General features: G+C 71.7%; 13 protein-coding genes. 7 read left to right on the forward strand and 6 right to left on the reverse strand.

Annotation, left to right across the window (positions count from 1 at the left end; genetic code table 11):
• Positions 1-89: 89 nt before the first annotated feature.
• The 4 genes from EBE87_RS30275 to EBE87_RS02215 all read left to right on the forward strand — a co-directional run bounded on the left by EBE87_RS30275 (position 90) and on the right by EBE87_RS02215 (position 5,910).
• Positions 90-2,276, forward strand: coding sequence for a GumC family protein (locus EBE87_RS30275; protein WP_122139847.1), 2,187 nt, complete (start codon positions 90-92; stop codon positions 2,274-2,276).
• A gap of 5 nt (positions 2,277-2,281) precedes the next feature.
• Positions 2,282-3,001: a polysaccharide biosynthesis/export family protein gene (locus tag EBE87_RS02205; protein WP_120640669.1), complete on the forward strand. Its 720-nt coding sequence runs from the start codon at positions 2,282-2,284 to the stop codon at positions 2,999-3,001.
• Positions 3,002-3,016: 15 nt separating this feature from the next.
• Entirely contained in the window at positions 3,017-4,495 is a 1,479-nt protein-coding gene (locus EBE87_RS02210) for an exopolysaccharide biosynthesis polyprenyl glycosylphosphotransferase (RefSeq protein ID WP_120640666.1), read from the forward strand.
• A 137-nt stretch (positions 4,496-4,632) separates the two neighbouring features.
• Positions 4,633-5,910, forward strand: coding sequence for an O-antigen ligase family protein (locus EBE87_RS02215; RefSeq protein ID WP_120640667.1), 1,278 nt, complete (start codon positions 4,633-4,635; stop codon positions 5,908-5,910).
• Between the two features lie 234 nt (positions 5,911-6,144).
• Here the strand turns inward: EBE87_RS02215 and EBE87_RS02220 are convergent, their stop codons facing one another.
• The 6 genes from EBE87_RS02220 to EBE87_RS02245 all read right to left on the reverse strand — a co-directional run bounded on the left by EBE87_RS02220 (position 6,145) and on the right by EBE87_RS02245 (position 12,345).
• Entirely contained in the window at positions 6,145-8,706 is a 2,562-nt protein-coding gene (locus EBE87_RS02220) for a cation:proton antiporter (protein WP_120640668.1), read from the reverse strand.
• A gap of 226 nt (positions 8,707-8,932) precedes the next feature.
• Entirely contained in the window at positions 8,933-9,583 is a 651-nt protein-coding gene (locus EBE87_RS02225) for a DUF3306 domain-containing protein (RefSeq protein ID WP_122139848.1), read from the reverse strand.
• Positions 9,580-10,098, reverse strand: a complete 519-nt coding sequence (locus EBE87_RS02230; RefSeq protein ID WP_120640227.1) for a DUF3305 domain-containing protein — start codon at positions 10,096-10,098, stop codon at positions 9,580-9,582. The genes EBE87_RS02225 and EBE87_RS02230 overlap by 4 nt, the downstream gene beginning before the upstream one ends.
• Positions 10,095-11,117 carry a DUF6352 family protein gene (locus EBE87_RS02235; RefSeq protein WP_120640228.1) on the reverse strand — a complete coding sequence of 341 codons (1,023 nt, stop codon included), beginning with the start codon at positions 11,115-11,117 and terminating at the stop codon, positions 10,095-10,097. Before EBE87_RS02235 ends, EBE87_RS02230 begins: the two co-directional genes overlap by 4 nt.
• A complete protein-coding gene (locus EBE87_RS02240) occupies positions 11,114-11,659 on the reverse strand; it encodes a DUF6505 family protein (RefSeq protein ID WP_120640229.1) in 546 nt (181 codons plus the stop codon). The genes EBE87_RS02235 and EBE87_RS02240 overlap by 4 nt, the downstream gene beginning before the upstream one ends.
• Entirely contained in the window at positions 11,656-12,345 is a 690-nt protein-coding gene (locus EBE87_RS02245; protein WP_120640230.1) for a biotin/lipoate--protein ligase family protein, read from the reverse strand. The genes EBE87_RS02240 and EBE87_RS02245 overlap by 4 nt, the downstream gene beginning before the upstream one ends.
• 162 nt (positions 12,346-12,507) lie before the next feature.
• On the opposite strand from EBE87_RS02245, the gene EBE87_RS02250 reads away from it, so the two are divergent.
• The 3 genes from EBE87_RS02250 (at position 12,508) to EBE87_RS02260 (ending at position 15,478) form a co-directional block, all read left to right on the forward strand.
• The gene (locus tag EBE87_RS02250; protein ID WP_233560008.1) at positions 12,508-14,475 is read left to right on the forward strand and encodes a 4Fe-4S binding protein; all 1,968 of its coding nucleotides are present in this window, start codon (positions 12,508-12,510) and stop codon (positions 14,473-14,475) included.
• Between the two features lie 155 nt (positions 14,476-14,630).
• Positions 14,631-15,239 carry a TorD/DmsD family molecular chaperone gene (locus tag EBE87_RS02255; protein ID WP_120640232.1) on the forward strand — a complete coding sequence of 203 codons (609 nt, stop codon included), beginning with the start codon at positions 14,631-14,633 and terminating at the stop codon, positions 15,237-15,239.
• Positions 15,240-15,256: 17 nt separating this feature from the next.
• Positions 15,257-15,478, forward strand: a complete 222-nt coding sequence (locus EBE87_RS02260) for a twin-arginine translocation signal domain-containing protein (protein WP_120640235.1) — start codon at positions 15,257-15,259, stop codon at positions 15,476-15,478.
• Positions 15,479-15,484 lie beyond the last annotated feature (6 nt).

The raw sequence follows: 15,484 nt of genomic DNA on the forward strand, positions 1-15,484 counted from the left end.
GGCGGGATGAGTCAGGCCATGGTGTTGCGCGAGCCATTCTGGAGCATGTCAGGCCCGGCGCGGCAGGCCCAGCCGGCGGTGGCCGGCGCATGAATGCCGCCGGCCCCGGCTCCTCCCTGCCCGCGCTGCGGCCGCAGGACCAGTCCTTCATGCCGGATGTGGCGGCGCCGCTGGTGGCCGACCCCTATGGCGCCCGCCCGCCGCTCGGCCTGCGGCTCTCGGACCTGCTGATCACGCTGCGGCTGCGCTGGATGCCACTGCTGGCCGCCTTCTGCCTGCCGGTGGCGCTCGGCATCGGCGGCGCCATGCTGCTGAAGCCGCGCTTCACGGCCGACAGCGTGCTGATGGTGCTGCTGAACCGCGAAAGCACCACGGTGCAGGATGTCTCCGGCATCGGCCCTTCCGTGGTCTCGGTGGAGCTGCTGCGCGTGGTGCGGGGCGAGGCCGAGATCCTGGGCAGCGACGACGTGCTGCGCCGGGCGCTGCGCCGCGTCGGCATCGGCACCCTGTTTCCCGAGCTGAAGCCCCCGCCCGCCACCGGCGGCAGCACGCCGGAGGAGATGGAGATGGCGGCGGCGGTGGATGCCTTCCGCCGCGTGCTGGCGGTCGAGGCCGATACCAACGCCAATATCCTGCGCGCCCGCGTCACGCTGCCGGACCGTGCCCTAGCCATCCAGGCCCTGGCCGCGGTGGTGGACAGCTATGTCGAGCGGCGCGGCGAGATGTATTCGGACGAGAATTCCCGCCTGCTCTCGGCCGAACTGTCCCGCTATTCCGACCGCCTGCGCCAGACCGAGGCGGAGATCGCGGCGCTGCGCGACCAGTATGGCGTGCTGGATATCGGCCAGGAGATGAGCCTGACCGCCACCCGGCTGGACAACATCCGCCAGCGCCAGGACGGGTTGCGGGAACAGCAGGTGACGGCGGAGGCGCAGCTCGCCGCCGCGCAGCAGCGCCTGGGTGCCGAGCCGGACCGCGTCTTCGCCTCGCAGGAGGCCACCAACCTCGCCCCCAACGACGACAGCCGCAACCAGCTCGCCCGCCTGCTGCTGGAGCGGGAGCGGATGGCGCGGCAATACAACCCTGACTACCCGCCGCTGCGCGAGATGGAGGGCCGCATCGCCGCCGCCCGTGCCGCCATCCGGGAGAGTACCCGCGCCACCTATTCCACCACCCGCCAGGTGCGGAACCCGAACCTGGAGCTGCTGAACCAGCGTGTGGTGACGCTGGAGGTGGAGGCCGATGCCCTGAAGCGGCAGGGCGAGGAACTGGCCCGCCAGCGCACGGAACTGGAGGCGCGCCGCACCGAGCTGGTGCAGGCCGATACCCGCCTGCGCGCGTTGCAGCGGGCACGGGAAGGCATGGAGGCCGTGACGCGCCAGCTGACGACGCGCGAGGCCGCGACGCGGATGGAGGAGGATGCCCGCCGCCAGCGTGGCAACACCATCACGGTGGTGCAGCCGGCCACGGCGCCGCTGGAGGGCCGCGGCATCCGCCGGCTGGTGGCGCTGGGCGGCGTCGCCGGCGGCATCGCGCTGGCCGCCGGCCTGGCGCTGCTGCTGACCCTGACCCGCCGTGTCTTCGCGACGCCGGCCGAGGCCGAGCGCGGCCTCTCCCTGCCCGCCCTGGCCAGCTTCGGCGTCCTGCCCCCGGCGCGGGATGCCGCGCCGGTGCCGGAGGTCGCGGACCTGGTGGCGCTGCTGCTGGATGCCCGCGTCAACCGCCGCCGCCCCTGCCTGGTGCAGTTCGTCTCCGCCGGCGGCGATGACGGCGGCGATGTGCTGGCCCGCGCCGTGGCGCTGGAATATGCCCGGCGCAACAACACCGACACCCTGCTGATCGACCTGCGCACCGATGGCGCCGCGCATCTGGCCGCCCTGGGCTCCGAGCCGCGCGAGGTGGAGGAGCGGGTGCCCGGCAATGTTCTGGTCTTCTCCACCGCCGTGCCGAACCTCTGGGTCTCCTTCGACGCCGCCCATTCCCACCTGACCGACCCGATGGCGACGCAGGAGCAGACGCTGAACCTGCTGGCCCAGCTGCGCCAGGCCTTCGACGCCGTGGTGGTGATCGGCCCCCAGGGCGACGAGAGCTACCCGATGCGCCGCCTGACCTCCCTGATGGACCTCAACCTGATCGTGGTGCGGGGGGAGCGGACGATCGGCAGCCGCGCCCGCGCGCTGCGGGACTGGGTGCTGGGCGCCGGCGGCACGCTGCTGGGCTTCGTCTACACCGGCCAGCGCCGGGTCCTGCCCCCCATCCTCTCGCGCATGCTGTGATGCCCATGACCCCTCTCCGCCTCACCGCCGCCGCCCTGCTCCTGCCCCTGCTGCTGGGGGGCTGCACCACCCAGTCCCTGGCCCCGGTGCCCAGCAACCCCAGCGGCTTCGCGCCCTGGAGCGACGCCGCCCCCACCTACCGCTTCGCCGCCGGGGACAAGCTGCGGGTGCAGTTCCTGCTGACGCCCGAGATGAACGAGACGGCGCTGGTGGCGCCCGATGGCCAGATGGGCCTGCGCGCCGCCGGCCAGGTGCGCGCCGCCGGCCTGTCCGCCGCCGAGCTGGAGCGCAGCGTCGCTCAGGCCTCCCTGCGCGTGCTGCGCGAGCCGATCGTCACCGTCTCGCTGGAGGAGGCCTCGGGTTCCTCCGTGCTGGTGGGCGGCGCGGTGCAGAAGCCGGGTGCGGTGCAGATCGCCGGCCCGCGCGGGGTGCTGGAGACGGTGATCATGGCGGGCGGCCTGGCCGAGGATGCCCGCATGAACGAGGTGATCCTGATCCGCCGCAGCCCCGGCAACCGGCCGATGCTGCGCACCGTGGACCTCAACAGCTTCGCCGCCACGGCCGACCCGGCGCAGGACGTGCCGGTCTTTCCCGGTGACATCGTCTTCGTGCCCCGCTCCCGCCTCGGCGAGGTGGACCTCTGGATCGACCAGGCCGTCAACCGCCTGATCCCCTTCAATCGCAGCTTCAGCTACGCGATCAACCGCGGCAGTGCGGTCTACTGACAGGGCGGTGCCGAGATGAACAAGCCCCTGTCCCGCCACGCGCTGCCCGCCTTCCCTGCCGCGTCCTCCCTGCCGCCGGAGGAGCGGCCCTCCACCTTCCGCTGGACGCATGGGCTGCTGAACCGGCTGGTGCGGGCCTCGGACGTGGCGATGATCGTGCTGGCGGCCCTGCTGGCGCCGCTCTTCTGGCCACAGCCGCTGGACTGGTCGCAGCAGGCGGTGGTGGTGCTGGCGGAGATCTGGGCCTTCCTCGCGGTGCTCGGGCGCGTCGGCGCCTACCGGGTGGAGAATTACACCACCTTCTGGAAGCAGCTCGGGCACCTGCTGGCCGGCGCGGCCGGCGCGGCGGTGGTGGCCCTGCTGGTGCTGGCCGCCTTCCTGCCCGGCTTCGGGCTGACGGAAGACTGGCTGCTCTCCTGGCAGGCGCTGCAGTTCCTGCTGCTGCTGGGCAACCGCCAGTTCCAGCACGTGATGATCCGGCTGGTGGAGCGGCGGCACCTGCTGCGCCGCAAGACCGTGGTGATCGGCGCCAACCCGGTGGGCGAGGCGGCGCTGCGCGAGCTGGCCGGCGCCGCGGGCTACGAGGTGGTGGGCCTCTACCGCAGCACCTCGGACGACCCGGCGGTGGCCAGCCTGGCGGGCCTGCCGGTCTCGGGCCGGGTGGAGGATCTGGCGGCTTATGCCCAGCACCACACCATTGACCTGATTGTTCTGGCCCAGGGCTGGGACAAGGCGCCGGAGATCTTCCGCCTGATGGCGGCGGTGGAATGGATCGCCGCCGATGTGGTGATCCCCTTCGAGGAAGCCGGCGTCCGCCCCTCCTTCGCGCGCATCGCCCCGGTGGCGGGCCTGTCCACGCTGCAGGTGATGTACCGGCCCTTCAAGGGCAGCCAGGGCATCGTCAAGGCGGCGGAGGATTACGCCGTGGCTGGGCTGGCACTGCTGGTGCTGAGCCCGCTGCTGCTGCTGGTGGCGCTGGCCATCCGGCTGGACAGCCCGGGGCCGGTCTTCTTCCGCCAGCCGCGCACCGGCATCGGCCAGAATTCCTTCTCCATCTTCAAGTTCCGCACCATGACGGTGGACCCCAGCGACGATGGCTCGGTGGGCACCAACAGCCGCCACAACCCGCGCATCACCCGCGTCGGCGGCATCCTGCGCAAGCTCTCGATCGACGAGATCCCGCAGCTCATCAACGTGCTGCGCGGCGAGATGTCGATCGTGGGCCCCCGCCCCTATGTCGCCAACATGCTGGTGGGGCAGGAACGCTTCGCCGACATGGTGCGGCGCTATGCCACGCGGCACCGCATCAAGCCGGGGCTGACCGGCTATGCGCAGGCCAATGGCATGCGCTCCAACGCGCTGCGGGACCCGGAGAACGCGCGCAAGTCGGTCGAGATGGACATCTATTACATCACGCACTGGTCGCTCTGGCTGGACATCCGCATCATGGTCCGCACCATCTTCGTGGGCCTCACCGGGAAGAACGTGTTCTGAGCGCCAGCCCCCGCCCGATCCGGGCGGCGGCGCCGGGCGGCCCCATCCCGCTCTTCCGCCGCCAGCCCGGTCCGCCGGCGCCGCCGGCCCCGCCCCTGGCGGAAAGCCATGCCATCTTCGGTGCCTCCTGGCTGCGCGTGGGCTTCGTCATCCTGGGTGTCTGGCTGGCCAGCGGTGCCCGCATCGCGCTGAATGCCGGCGGCGACCCCAATGCGCTGGGCAGCTTCGACCCGGTCAATACCCTGCTGCAGCTGGTGATCCTGCTGGGCAGCGCCACCCTGGTGATGCGCGACCTGCCGCGCTGCCTGCTGCTGCTGAGGCCCGCCTGGCCCTTCCTGCTGATGCTGGCGGTGCTGCTGGCCTCGGTGATTTGGTCGCAATCGCCGATGCATTCGCTGCGCCGCTGCGTCAGCATGACCGGGCTGCTGCTGTTCGTGATCTCCACCTATGCCGGCTTCGGCCCGCGCCGCAGCATGCGCATCATCCTGCTGACCATGCTGGGCATCGCCGCGCTCTCATTGGCGGAGGCGGTGGGGCGCCCTGCCGTCGGCTACGACGTGGGCGAATATGCCAATGCCATCCGCGGCGTCTTCCAGCAGAAGAACGCGCTGGGCATGGCCATGCTGGCCGGCGCGCTCTCGCTCTCCTTCATCGTGCTGGAACGCGGCTTCCTGCGGCTGCGCGACCTCGTCATCCTCTTCAGCCTGCTGGCGATGCTGGTGCTCTGCCGCTCCACCACCTCGCTGCTGCTGACGCTCTTCACCGCCACCTGCACCGGCATCATCCTCGGCCTGCACAAGGGCCACGCCTGGATGGCCACCACGCTGCTCGGCCTCGGCATCGGCGCCACCACCGGGCTGCTCTTCTTCGCGGCGGTGGGCGCCGAAGGCTTCTTCGACCTCATCGGCAAGGATTCCTCGCTGACCGGCCGCGTCTATATCTGGGCGGCGGTGCGGGACGTGATCTCAACCCGCCCGCTGCTGGGCCACGGCTACTTCGCCTTCTGGATCGACGGCATGCCCGGCATGCGGCGGATCTGGGACCTGGTGGAATGGGAAGTCCCCACCGCCCATAGCGGCTACCTGGAGGTGCTGCTGCAACTGGGCGCGCTGGGCGCCGCCCTGGGCGCCGCCATGCTGGCGGTGACGCTGTTCCGCGCCATCCGCGGCCTCTTCGGCGGCAATGCCCGGCGCGCGAGCTGGATCCTGATGTTCCTCGTGATCCTCAGCATCCTCAGCTACAGCGAATCCGTCCTCTTCAACCCGGACATGCAGACCATCTTCTGGATGCTGGGCACCATGGCGCTGATGGACGGCGGGCATGGCCCCGCCGGGCCGGACGTGGTGCCCCGCGCGCCGGGGATGCTGTTCCAGACCCGCATGCGGCGGGGAGAGCCGGTGCGGCACTTCCGCTGAAGGAAGGCCAGGGGCGCCGCCCCTGGACCCCGCCGGGGTGGAAAGTCCACCCCGGGCCCGCTATCAGTCTTTCGGGCTTCAGGCGGCATCGTTCTTCAGAAGGTGAAGCCACGGGCTTCAAGCCTTCGGAAACACCATGCCGCCAAAAGGAAAACAGATGGCGGGGCCTGGGGTGACACTGTTACCCCAGCGGGGGTCCCAAGGGGGCGGCGCCCCCTTGGCCCCGGCCGGCCATCACGGCGTATCAACCACCGCATCGGCGCCCAGGAGTTTCGCCGGCGCCACCTCCACCGGCTTTGTCGCCAGCGGGATCTCGGCCGGCCGGCGAGTGGCGGCGATGCGTTCCATCCGCAGCTTCAGTTCCGGCGCCTCCTGCAGCAGGCGCGCGAAATCGGCCGCGCTGAGTTCCAGCAGGTGGCAGAAGCTGTTGGCCGTGGCGCGGGCGGCGCGGCGCGGCTGGTTGGCCAGCAGTTCCGCTTCCCCGAAGAATTCGCCGGTGCTCAGCAGCAGTTCCTCCGGCCCGCTCTTCAGCGACACCACGCCGCGGCTGATCAGCAGCACCGAGCCCGCACCCTCGTTCTTGCGGTAGAGGCGCTCGCCCGGCACGGCGAAGCGGGTGGTCACGCTCATCGCCAGGTCGTGCAGCAGGGCTTCCTGCAGGCTGGCGAAGACCTCGAATTCCTTGATGCGGCGGTCGATGCCGGACTGGATGTTGAATTGCAGCGGCCGGGCGATCTGGTGGCGCAGGGTGTCCAGGCCACGCAGCAGCTCGTCGTGCAGTTCCTCGCCGATCAGGGATTCGCGGCGCAGTGAGACATATTCCTCGGCTTCCATGCGCAGGCCGATCTGGCGCAGCATGCGGGCCTCCAGCGCCTCGGCATAGCCGGGGTATTGCAGGCGCAGCACGTCCATCGCGTCCTGCAGCAGGTCCTCGCGCCGCGCCACGATGTCGCCCACCACCTCCGTCACGCGGCGGCCGAGCACGGGTTCCATGCGGCGGTGCATGAAGCGGCCCATGGCGACGGAGACGAGGTGGGTCAGCAGCAGGGTCTCGAAGCGCTCGGCCATGCAATGCATCAGCGGCGTGTCGATGCGGAACTTGCGGTGCAGCCATTGCGCCAGCGTGAAGCGCAGCGTCGGCTGCAACCGGCGGCGGGCGGCCTGGATATAGCCGTAGCGGCCTTCCGCCCGGGCGCCGTCGATCATGCTCTCGGCGGTCCAGAGCAGGTTCTCCATGACGCGGCGGGAGAGCACCTGGTCCTCGAACATCTCCAGCAGCACCGAGCGTTCCTGGGATGCGAAGGTGATCAGGCCCAGCGTCACCCGCTCCCGGTCGCCGATGGCGGTGTCGAAGGTATTGGCGGCCGTCTCCTCCTTCATCCGGCGCTCGTAGCCGTCCAGCACATGGGCGGTGGCGGGGGCGGAGAAGCCGAATTCGGCGGCGGTGCGGCGCAGCTTGTCCCGCACCTCGCCCAGGCCGATGGCGACCACCTGGTTCCGCAGCGCCTTGTCGGAGGCCGAGAGCTCATCGAGCTTCAGCCAGCGCACCACGAAGCGCAGCGTGGTGCCGTTCACCAGCAGGGTGAAGAGCACGTAGCCGGTGGCCAGAATGGCGATGAAGCGCTGCAGGCCGTGCGGCACGCCGGCATGCTCGGTGACGGAGAGCGCCAGCGCCAGGGTGATGGCGCCGCGCAGCCCGCCCCAGAGCATGGTGGCCTTGACCGAGGACGGCACGCGCTGGGAGAGCTTGGTGTATTCCAGCACCGGCAGGATGCCGAAGAGCACGGCGGCGCGCGCCGCCATGGCGGCCAGCACCACCACGCCCACCAGCACCGCATCCCATTGCGTGACGCCCAGCAGCAGCTTGGGCACCAGCATGGAGGCCAGCACGAAGACCATGGAGCTGGCCCAGAAGGAAAGCTGGTCCCAGACATCCTGCAGGAACTGCCAGCTCTGCGGCCGGAAGGTGGAAGGCCCCATGGCCGAGACCGTCAGCCCCGCCACGGCGGCGGCGACGACGCCCGAGGCATGCAGGAACTGGTGGCAGAGGATATAGGCGATATAGGGTAGCGCCAGCGTCAGCGTGACCTCGGCGGTGCGGATGCCGCCCAGCCAGGGCACGGCGGCCACCACCAGCCGGGCCAGAACGAAGCCCGCCGCGATGCCGCCGGCGAAGGAGGCGAGGAAGCCGATGGCGGCGGCCAGCGGCGCGGCGGCCTGGTGGCTGGTGATCTGCGCCAGCAGGATGGTGAAGATGGAGATGGCGGCGGCATCGTTCAGCAGGCTCTCGCCTTCCACCAGCCGCGTCAGGCGCCCGTTGGCACCGATCTCGCGGAAGATGGCCACCACGGCCGAGGGGTCGGTGGTGGCGACGATGGCGCCCAGCATCAGGCAGGCGGTGAGCGAGATGCCGGCGATGGAATGGAGCGCGAAGCCCACCGCCGCCGTGGTGACCAGCACGGCCACCACGGCCATCACCAGCACCGTCACCCAGTCCCGCGCCAGGCGGCGGACATCGATGGACAGCGAGCCGTGGAAGACCAGCAGCGGCAGGAAGACGTAGAGGAAGGCATCGGCGTTGACGGGAAAGTCCAGCAGCGCCCGCGCGGCATCGTCCAAAGCCTGGGTATAGGTGGTGTTCAGCAGCAGCATGGCGCCGCCGCCCAGCAGGATGCCGACACCCGCCAGCAGCACGGTGGCGGACAGCATCAGCCGCCGCGCCAATGGCTGGACGGCGCTGACGACGATCAGGAGCAGCGCGGTGGCCAGGAGCGTATCGGACAGGCTGGTAAGCATCGGTCGGTTCGGTTCTTCTTTCATGCCGTCCGCCGGCTGGCACCGGCGGCCATGCCCAGGATGGCATGGCAGTGGGGCAGTTATGCGGCACCGCTCAAGCTGTTGCACGGGCGTCATGACAGCCGGCAAGGCGCCGTCGGCGCCCGGGCGCGGCTTATCAAGGCTTCAGGAGAAGCCTGGATGAAGCTTGGAAACGTGAAACTTCGTCCATCCAGGACGGGGCCGCTCAGCCCAGGCGTGGCAGGGCCCCGCCATGGCGCCGCCGGGGAAGCGGCGGCGCCTCCGGCGTGCCGGCATCCTCATGCCCCGCCGCGGCCGGAAGTTCCGCGGGGGGTTCCGCCGGCGGTTCCGGCGCCGCCGCGCTCAGCCGCACCGGGCTTTCCGGCAGCGGCGGCGCCTCGGCCAGCAGCGGCTGCGGCGCCGGCTCCTCCTCCGGCAGGGCGGCCGGGGCTTCTTCCGGCGCCTCGCCGGCCGCTGCCTCCTCCGGTTCCTGCGGCTGGCCGGTGAACTGGGCCAGCAGCTTCTTCACGTCCACATCGCCGAGGTCGAAGGAAAAGCCGGGCACGCCATCGGGGGCATTGTAGTCCCAGGCATAATCGGCGGGGCCCACGAAGTCGCGGATGCCGGGATCGGCGGTCCAGGCGCGGCGCAGCGCCGCCTGCCGCAGCAGCGCCGGCACTTTGGGGTGCAGGAAGGCGGTCAGGTCGCCGCCGCTGTCGAGGCTTTCCAGCGGCGGCAGGGTGGCGGGGTCGAATTCCGGCTCGGCCGGCGGGGCCGCCTCAGGCGCCGCCGGGGCGGGGGCCGGCGCGGCTTCCGGCGGCTCCTGCTCCAGCCCGCGCTTGCGGCGGGACCAGCGGCTGAGGAAGCCGTCGCTCATTCCTCCTCCCCCGGCACGCGGCGGGCCAGGGCCTCAGGGTCGGCGCGGTCCCGGCGGCGCTTGTGGAAGCTGCGTTCCTTGTGATGGGTGGCGGTGAAGGCCTGGGCTGGGCCGTGCAGGAAGGCGGGCAGCGGCAGGCTTTCCAGGATGTCATTGCCGACATCGGCGTAGAGATGCGCTTCCCCCGGGTCCAGGGTCACCAGGTGCAGCGCCATGCCCGGCTCGCCCCCGGCGGCGCGCAGCACCACCCAGAGGCGCGGATCGGCGCTTTCCAGGTTCTGCTTGTAGTTGGCGGTATCGGTGGGGTGCAGCGCCACATCGGCCTTGCCCGCCAGGAAGAGGCTGCGCCCTTCCTCCTGCCGCAGCAGGGTCCAGGGCGGCAGGTCCGGGGCATTGGCCACAACCTCCAGCACCCGCCAGGACCAGTCGGCCCAGGGGGAGGTGGCGGGGCGGCGCTCGGCGATCACCGAGACCGGGATCAGCACCGATTGCGGCGTGGTGAAGCCGTCGCTCACGAGGCTTCCTCCACCGCCAGCAGCGGCAGGCCGGCCAGCAGGTTCTGCGGCTTCAGCCGCAGCCGCTGGGCATTGTCCATGGCCAGCGCCAGATAGACCGGCTTGCCGGCGGCGCGGGGCAGCACGCGGCTCTGTTCCTCGAATTCCAGCACGCCGAGCCAGAGGATGCGGGCCAGCCGCGCCTGCGCCACCTCCCGCCCATGCCAGAGGTCGTTGGCGATGGCGGTGGCCTCGGTATCCAGCCCGACATGCCAGGACCAGTTCTGGTCCTCGATCACCGCCGCCGGGCGGATGGCGACGCGCTCCCCCATCACGTGGCGGATGAAATGTTCCAGCGCCCGCGCCAGGGCATGCTGGCCGGGGCGGTTCTCGGCGATGTCCAGCGCATAGTCATGCGCGTCGGAACGCGCGGCATAGGCGGCGGGGTCGGGGTCGGCCAGCACGTCCAGCTCCACCGCGCGGGTGGGGGTGCCGGCTTCCTCCATCAGGCGGCCAAGCGTGCCGAAGTCGCCCTCGCGCGCGGCGGCCTCCACCACCTCCTCATCGGCCAGCAGCAGGGCGCCCTGGTGGATGGCGGCGCGCTGCGGCCGGAACAGGCATTCCCCGGCGCGCAGGACATAGGCGTCCTCCACCCCCTCCAGCGCCGCGCGGGTGACAAGCTGCGTCAGCATCTGCAGGAACAGCGGCGGCACGCCACGGAGTTCGCCGCGGTACAGCGCGATCCAGGCGGCCTCCAGCGTCGGCTGCGCCATCACCCGGTCGCGGAACTGCAGAAAGACCTGCCAGTTCTCGGCGGCATCGGGGTCGGCCAGGGCGGCGAGTTCCGCCTCGCCCACCGGGCGCAGCGGGTCGCGCAGCAGGGCGGCATGCAGGGCGCGCTCGGCCTCGCAGGCTTCCTCCGGCGGCAGCAGCTCGGGCCGGGCCAGGAAGGCGCGCCAGAGGTCCGGCGTCGGCAGCAGCCGGCCATCGGCGTCGCGGTCGCAGAGGTGATGGCCGGAAGCGATCCAGAAGTCGGTCATTTGCGCGCCATGGCTGAAAGATCGGGGTTGTCGCCGGGCTCGTCCTCGCCCTCCACCTCGACAATGCCGAAGACCGGCAGGCTGCCGAAGTCGCGATGCGGCGTCTCCCGCCGGTGCAGGGTGCGGAAGCGCTCCCGCACCTGCCCGGCCTCGATGCTGCGGGTCAGCGCCAGCACCGTGCCGGGTGGATGTTCGCAGAGCGATTCCGCGAAGCGGATCTCTTCCAGTGCCGCCGCCTCGGCGCTGGCCGCATCGGGGGCGCCATAGGCGGCGCGGATATGAGCGGCGAGGCCCGCCACCGCCGCCGCGCGTTCCGCCGCGCTGGCCTCGGCCACTTCCACCAGCGTGGACCAGCCGAAGGAGGAGAGCCCCAGGAAGCCGGCGCGGAAGGCCTGCCGCCGCTTGCCGGAAAGCTGCGCCGGGTCGTCGTCCCAGAAGGCGAAGCCGCCGGGCACGGCCCATTCGCCGGGGGCGGCGGCATGCTCGAAGACCACGGCATCCGAGGGGTCCAGCCGCAGGGTGCGGGGCAGGCGGGTGGTCATGCGGCATCCTCCAGCCGGTGCAGGCTGCGGGTGCCACCGCGCTCCAGCACCAGGGCGCCGGTGGCGGGGTCCAGGCCGCGGCGGGCACCCTGCATCCAGTCCTCGGCCTCCAGCCGCGCCAGGGTCTTTTCCGACAGGCGGCGGAAGCCGTCGCGTTGCCATTCGGCCAGCCCTGCCATCAGGTGCCGCGCCCAGGCGGCCACCAGCTCCGGCACCGGGATGCCGGCGAAGCCTTCCTCCCCCAGCGCGGTGCGGCCGGGGTCCAGGCCGGGTTCGGGCCGCTCCTCCCGCATCGCCAGGCGGATACCGACCACGAGCCAGTCCGGCACCGCCCCCGGCGCCGTGCCGGGGGGGGCGCGCAGCACCGCCGCGCCCACCGCGCCGCCATTGACCACCAGCGTGGCGGGCCAGCGCAGCGTCACCGGGATCTCGGGCGGGCCCAGCACCACCAGGGCATCGGCGGCGGCATTGGCGGCGGCCAGCAGGGCGGGGCGGGCGGCCTCCAGGCTGGTTTCGGGCTCCAGCACCACCGCGGCTTCCAGCACCTGCTCATCCCGCAGCCAGACCAGGGTGCCGGCGCCCTCGCGCGGCGCCAGCGCCACGGCATGGGCCAGCGCATCCGCCCCCGCCGGCAGGGCATGGGGCGAGAAAACACTCGGCAGGGGCGGTAAAAAACCCTGATCCATACGAGAAATTTCGTCCTTTCCTGGCAGTCGCGCTGTTCAGCGCATATATGGCCGCCAGGGCCGCATCGCCACACGGCCGCAGGGACTTTCCCCCCAAAGGACCCCAGAGCACTTATGGACAGCACGCCGCGTACCGTCTTCGCCTGTTCTTGCGAGGACACGATGACACTCGACACCGGCACCATCGCGAAGGGCTGTGGCGGCCGTCTGCGCACGGCCGAGCAACTCTGCCGCAGCCAGTTGGACCGCTTCCTGGCCGCCATGGGCACCGACGCCGTGACGGTGGGCTGCACTCAGGAGGCGCCGCTCTTCCGCCAGGAGGCCGAGGCCGCCGGCCATACCGGCGCGCTGGACTTCGTGAATATCCGCGAGCAGGCCGGCTGGTCCGAGGAAGGCGCGGAGGCCGGGCCCAAGATGGCGGCGCTGCTGGCCGCAGCCGGCGTGCCCATGCCGCCGGTGCCGCTGGTGCCGCTGGAAAGCGGCGGCGTGGCGCTGGTGCTGGGCCGCGATGCCGCCGCGCTGCGGCTGGCCGAGAAGCTGAAAGGCAGCCTGGACCTGACGGTGCTGCTGACCGGCGAGGAAGCGGTGGAGCCCCTGCCCGCCGCCGAATACCCGGTGCTGCGCGGCCGCGCCCGCACCGCCACCGGCTGGCTCGGCGCCTTCGAGGTGGTGGTGGATGGCCATGCCGCCGCCGCCCCTTCCTCCCGCGACATGTATCGCTGGGGCCGGGCGCAGGATGGCGCGGTCAGCCAGTGCGACGTGATCATCGACATCACCGGCCGCCCGCCGCTGTTTTCGGCGCATGAGGTGCGGCTGGGCTACCTGCGTGCCGCGCCGGGCGACGAGGCCGCGCTGGAAAGGCTGGCGGCGGAGGCGGCCACCCTGTCCGGCACCTTCGACAAGCCGCGCTTCGTGACGTTCGAGGCCGGGCTCTGCGCCCATTCGCGCAACCGCCGCACCGGCTGCACCCGCTGCCTGGACCTCTGCCCCACCGGCGCCATCACGCCTTCCGCCAAGGGGCACTGGGACAGCGTGGCGGTCAGCGCCGAGATCTGCGCCGGCTGCGGCGCCTGCGCCGCCGTCTGCCCCACCGGCGCCATCACCTATGCGCTGCCACCGACCGATGCGCTGCTGCGCCGCGTCCGCACCCTGCTGCGCGCCTATCACGCGGCGGGCGGCGTGGCCCCCACCCTGCTGCTGCATGGCGAGCAAGGCGAGGCGATGATCGACGCCCTCTCCCGCCACGGCCCCGGCCTGCCGGCCGATGTGCTGCCGCTGCGCGTCGGCCAGGCCACGGCGCTGGACCTCGCCACCCTGGTGGCGCCCTATGCCTGGGGTGCCGGGCAGGTCCGGGTGCTGCTGCCGGCGCACCGCCCGCATGGCGCGGAAGGGCTGCTGCGCAATCTCGATACCGCCATGGCGCTGCTGGGCGGGCTGGGCCTTGCCGCCGCCCCCGCCGCCATCGAGACCGACGACCCCTTCACGCTGCTGGAAGCCCTGCGCGCCGGCCCGCGCCCCGCCCCCCTGCCCGCCCCGGCCGATTTCCTGCCCATGGGCAAGCCGCGCGAGATCCTGAAGGCGGCCCTGACCAGCCTGCGGGAAGCCCTGGCGGCGCCGGTGGCCAGCATTCCGCTGCCGGCGCTCGCCGGCTTCGGCGCGGCGCATGTGGCGGAAGGCTGCACGCTCTGTCTCGCCTGCACCACCGTCTGCCCCACCGGCGCCTTCGCCGCCAATCCGGAACGGCCGGAGCTGTCCTTCCTGGAGGATGCCTGCGTGCAGTGCGGCCTTTGCGCCAATACCTGCCCGGAGAAGGTCATCACGCTCGAGCCGCGCTTCTCCCTGCTGCCGGAAGCCGCCGCGCGGCAGGTGGTGCGGCAGGAGGAACCGGCCGCCTGCCCTTCCTGCCACAAGCTTTTCGGCACCCGCGCCTCGATCGAGCGGGTGAAGACCAAGCTGCGCGCCAGCGGCCACTGGATGTTCGCCGATCCTTCCCGGCTGGCGCTGCTGGACCTTTGCGAGGATTGCCGTGTCGGCGCCGCCACTGGCGGCGCGGCCATCGACCCCTATGCCGGCGCCACGCGCCCGCGCCCCCGTACCGCGGAGGATTACATGCGAGAGCAGGAGGGATGACGGCGGCCGGAGGTATTGAGAATGCTTTGCAATATCAAAGATTTCGCCTGCCGGCTTCGCTTGCGGCCCTGTCCCGATCTGCGGCACAATTGCAAGATGGACGGTTCTTCATATAGCCGGCCCGGCTTCAAGACACCGACACGGCGGATAACAGGATGACGCGCCAGGAACAGCCTCAGGCAGGCAGCGCCGACCCGCTGGACATGCAGCGGGCGCGGCTTTTCGCGCTGCTGGGCCGCCTGCTGGTGGCGCCGCCCGATGCGGCGCTGCTGCAAGGCCTGGCGGCCATGGGCCCGCAGCCCGGCACGCCGCTGGGCCAGGCCTGCCTCGGCCTGGCGGAAGCCGCCGCGCGGGCGGAGCCGGCGGCGCTGGAGCGGGAATACCAAGCGCTCTTCATCGGCGTGGGGCGCGGGGAACTGCTGCCCTTCGGCTCCTATTACCTCACCGGCTTCCTGCATGAGCGGCCCCTGGCCCTGGTGCGGGAGGACCTGGGGCGCCTGGGCATCGCGCGCAGCCCTGGCGTGGCGGAGCCGGAGGACCATCTGGGCTTTCTGTGCGAGGTGATGGCCGGGCTGCTGGCCGGCAGCTTCGAGGCCCCGGCGGAGGAGGTGGCGCGGTTCTTCGACCGCCACCTGCGCCCCTGGGCCGGCCGCGCCTTCGCGGATCTGGAAAAGGCGCAGGCCGCCGACTTCTACCGCGCCGTCGGGGCACTGGGCGTGGCGTTTATCGAGATTGAGACGGCGGCGGCGGCGCTGCCGGCATGATGGAAGGGAAGACGGGCATGAGCGAAGGCGAGAGCACCAATCGGCGGCGCGGCTTCCTGAAGGCACTGGGCCTGGCCGGGGGCGCCGCCGTGGCGGCCTCCACGCCGGCGGCTGCCTTCAACGTGAATGGCGAGCTTGGCGACGTGAAACCGGCTAAGGAGACGCCGGAGCAGCGCGTGGCCGCCCGCTACCGCGAGACGGACCACGTCAAGGCTTTCTACCGCACCAACCGTTACTGAGCACGA

The organism is Teichococcus wenyumeiae, assembly GCF_003696345.1.
In the GTDB taxonomy this organism is placed as follows: Bacteria; Pseudomonadota; Alphaproteobacteria; order Acetobacterales; family Acetobacteraceae; genus Pseudoroseomonas; species Pseudoroseomonas wenyumeiae.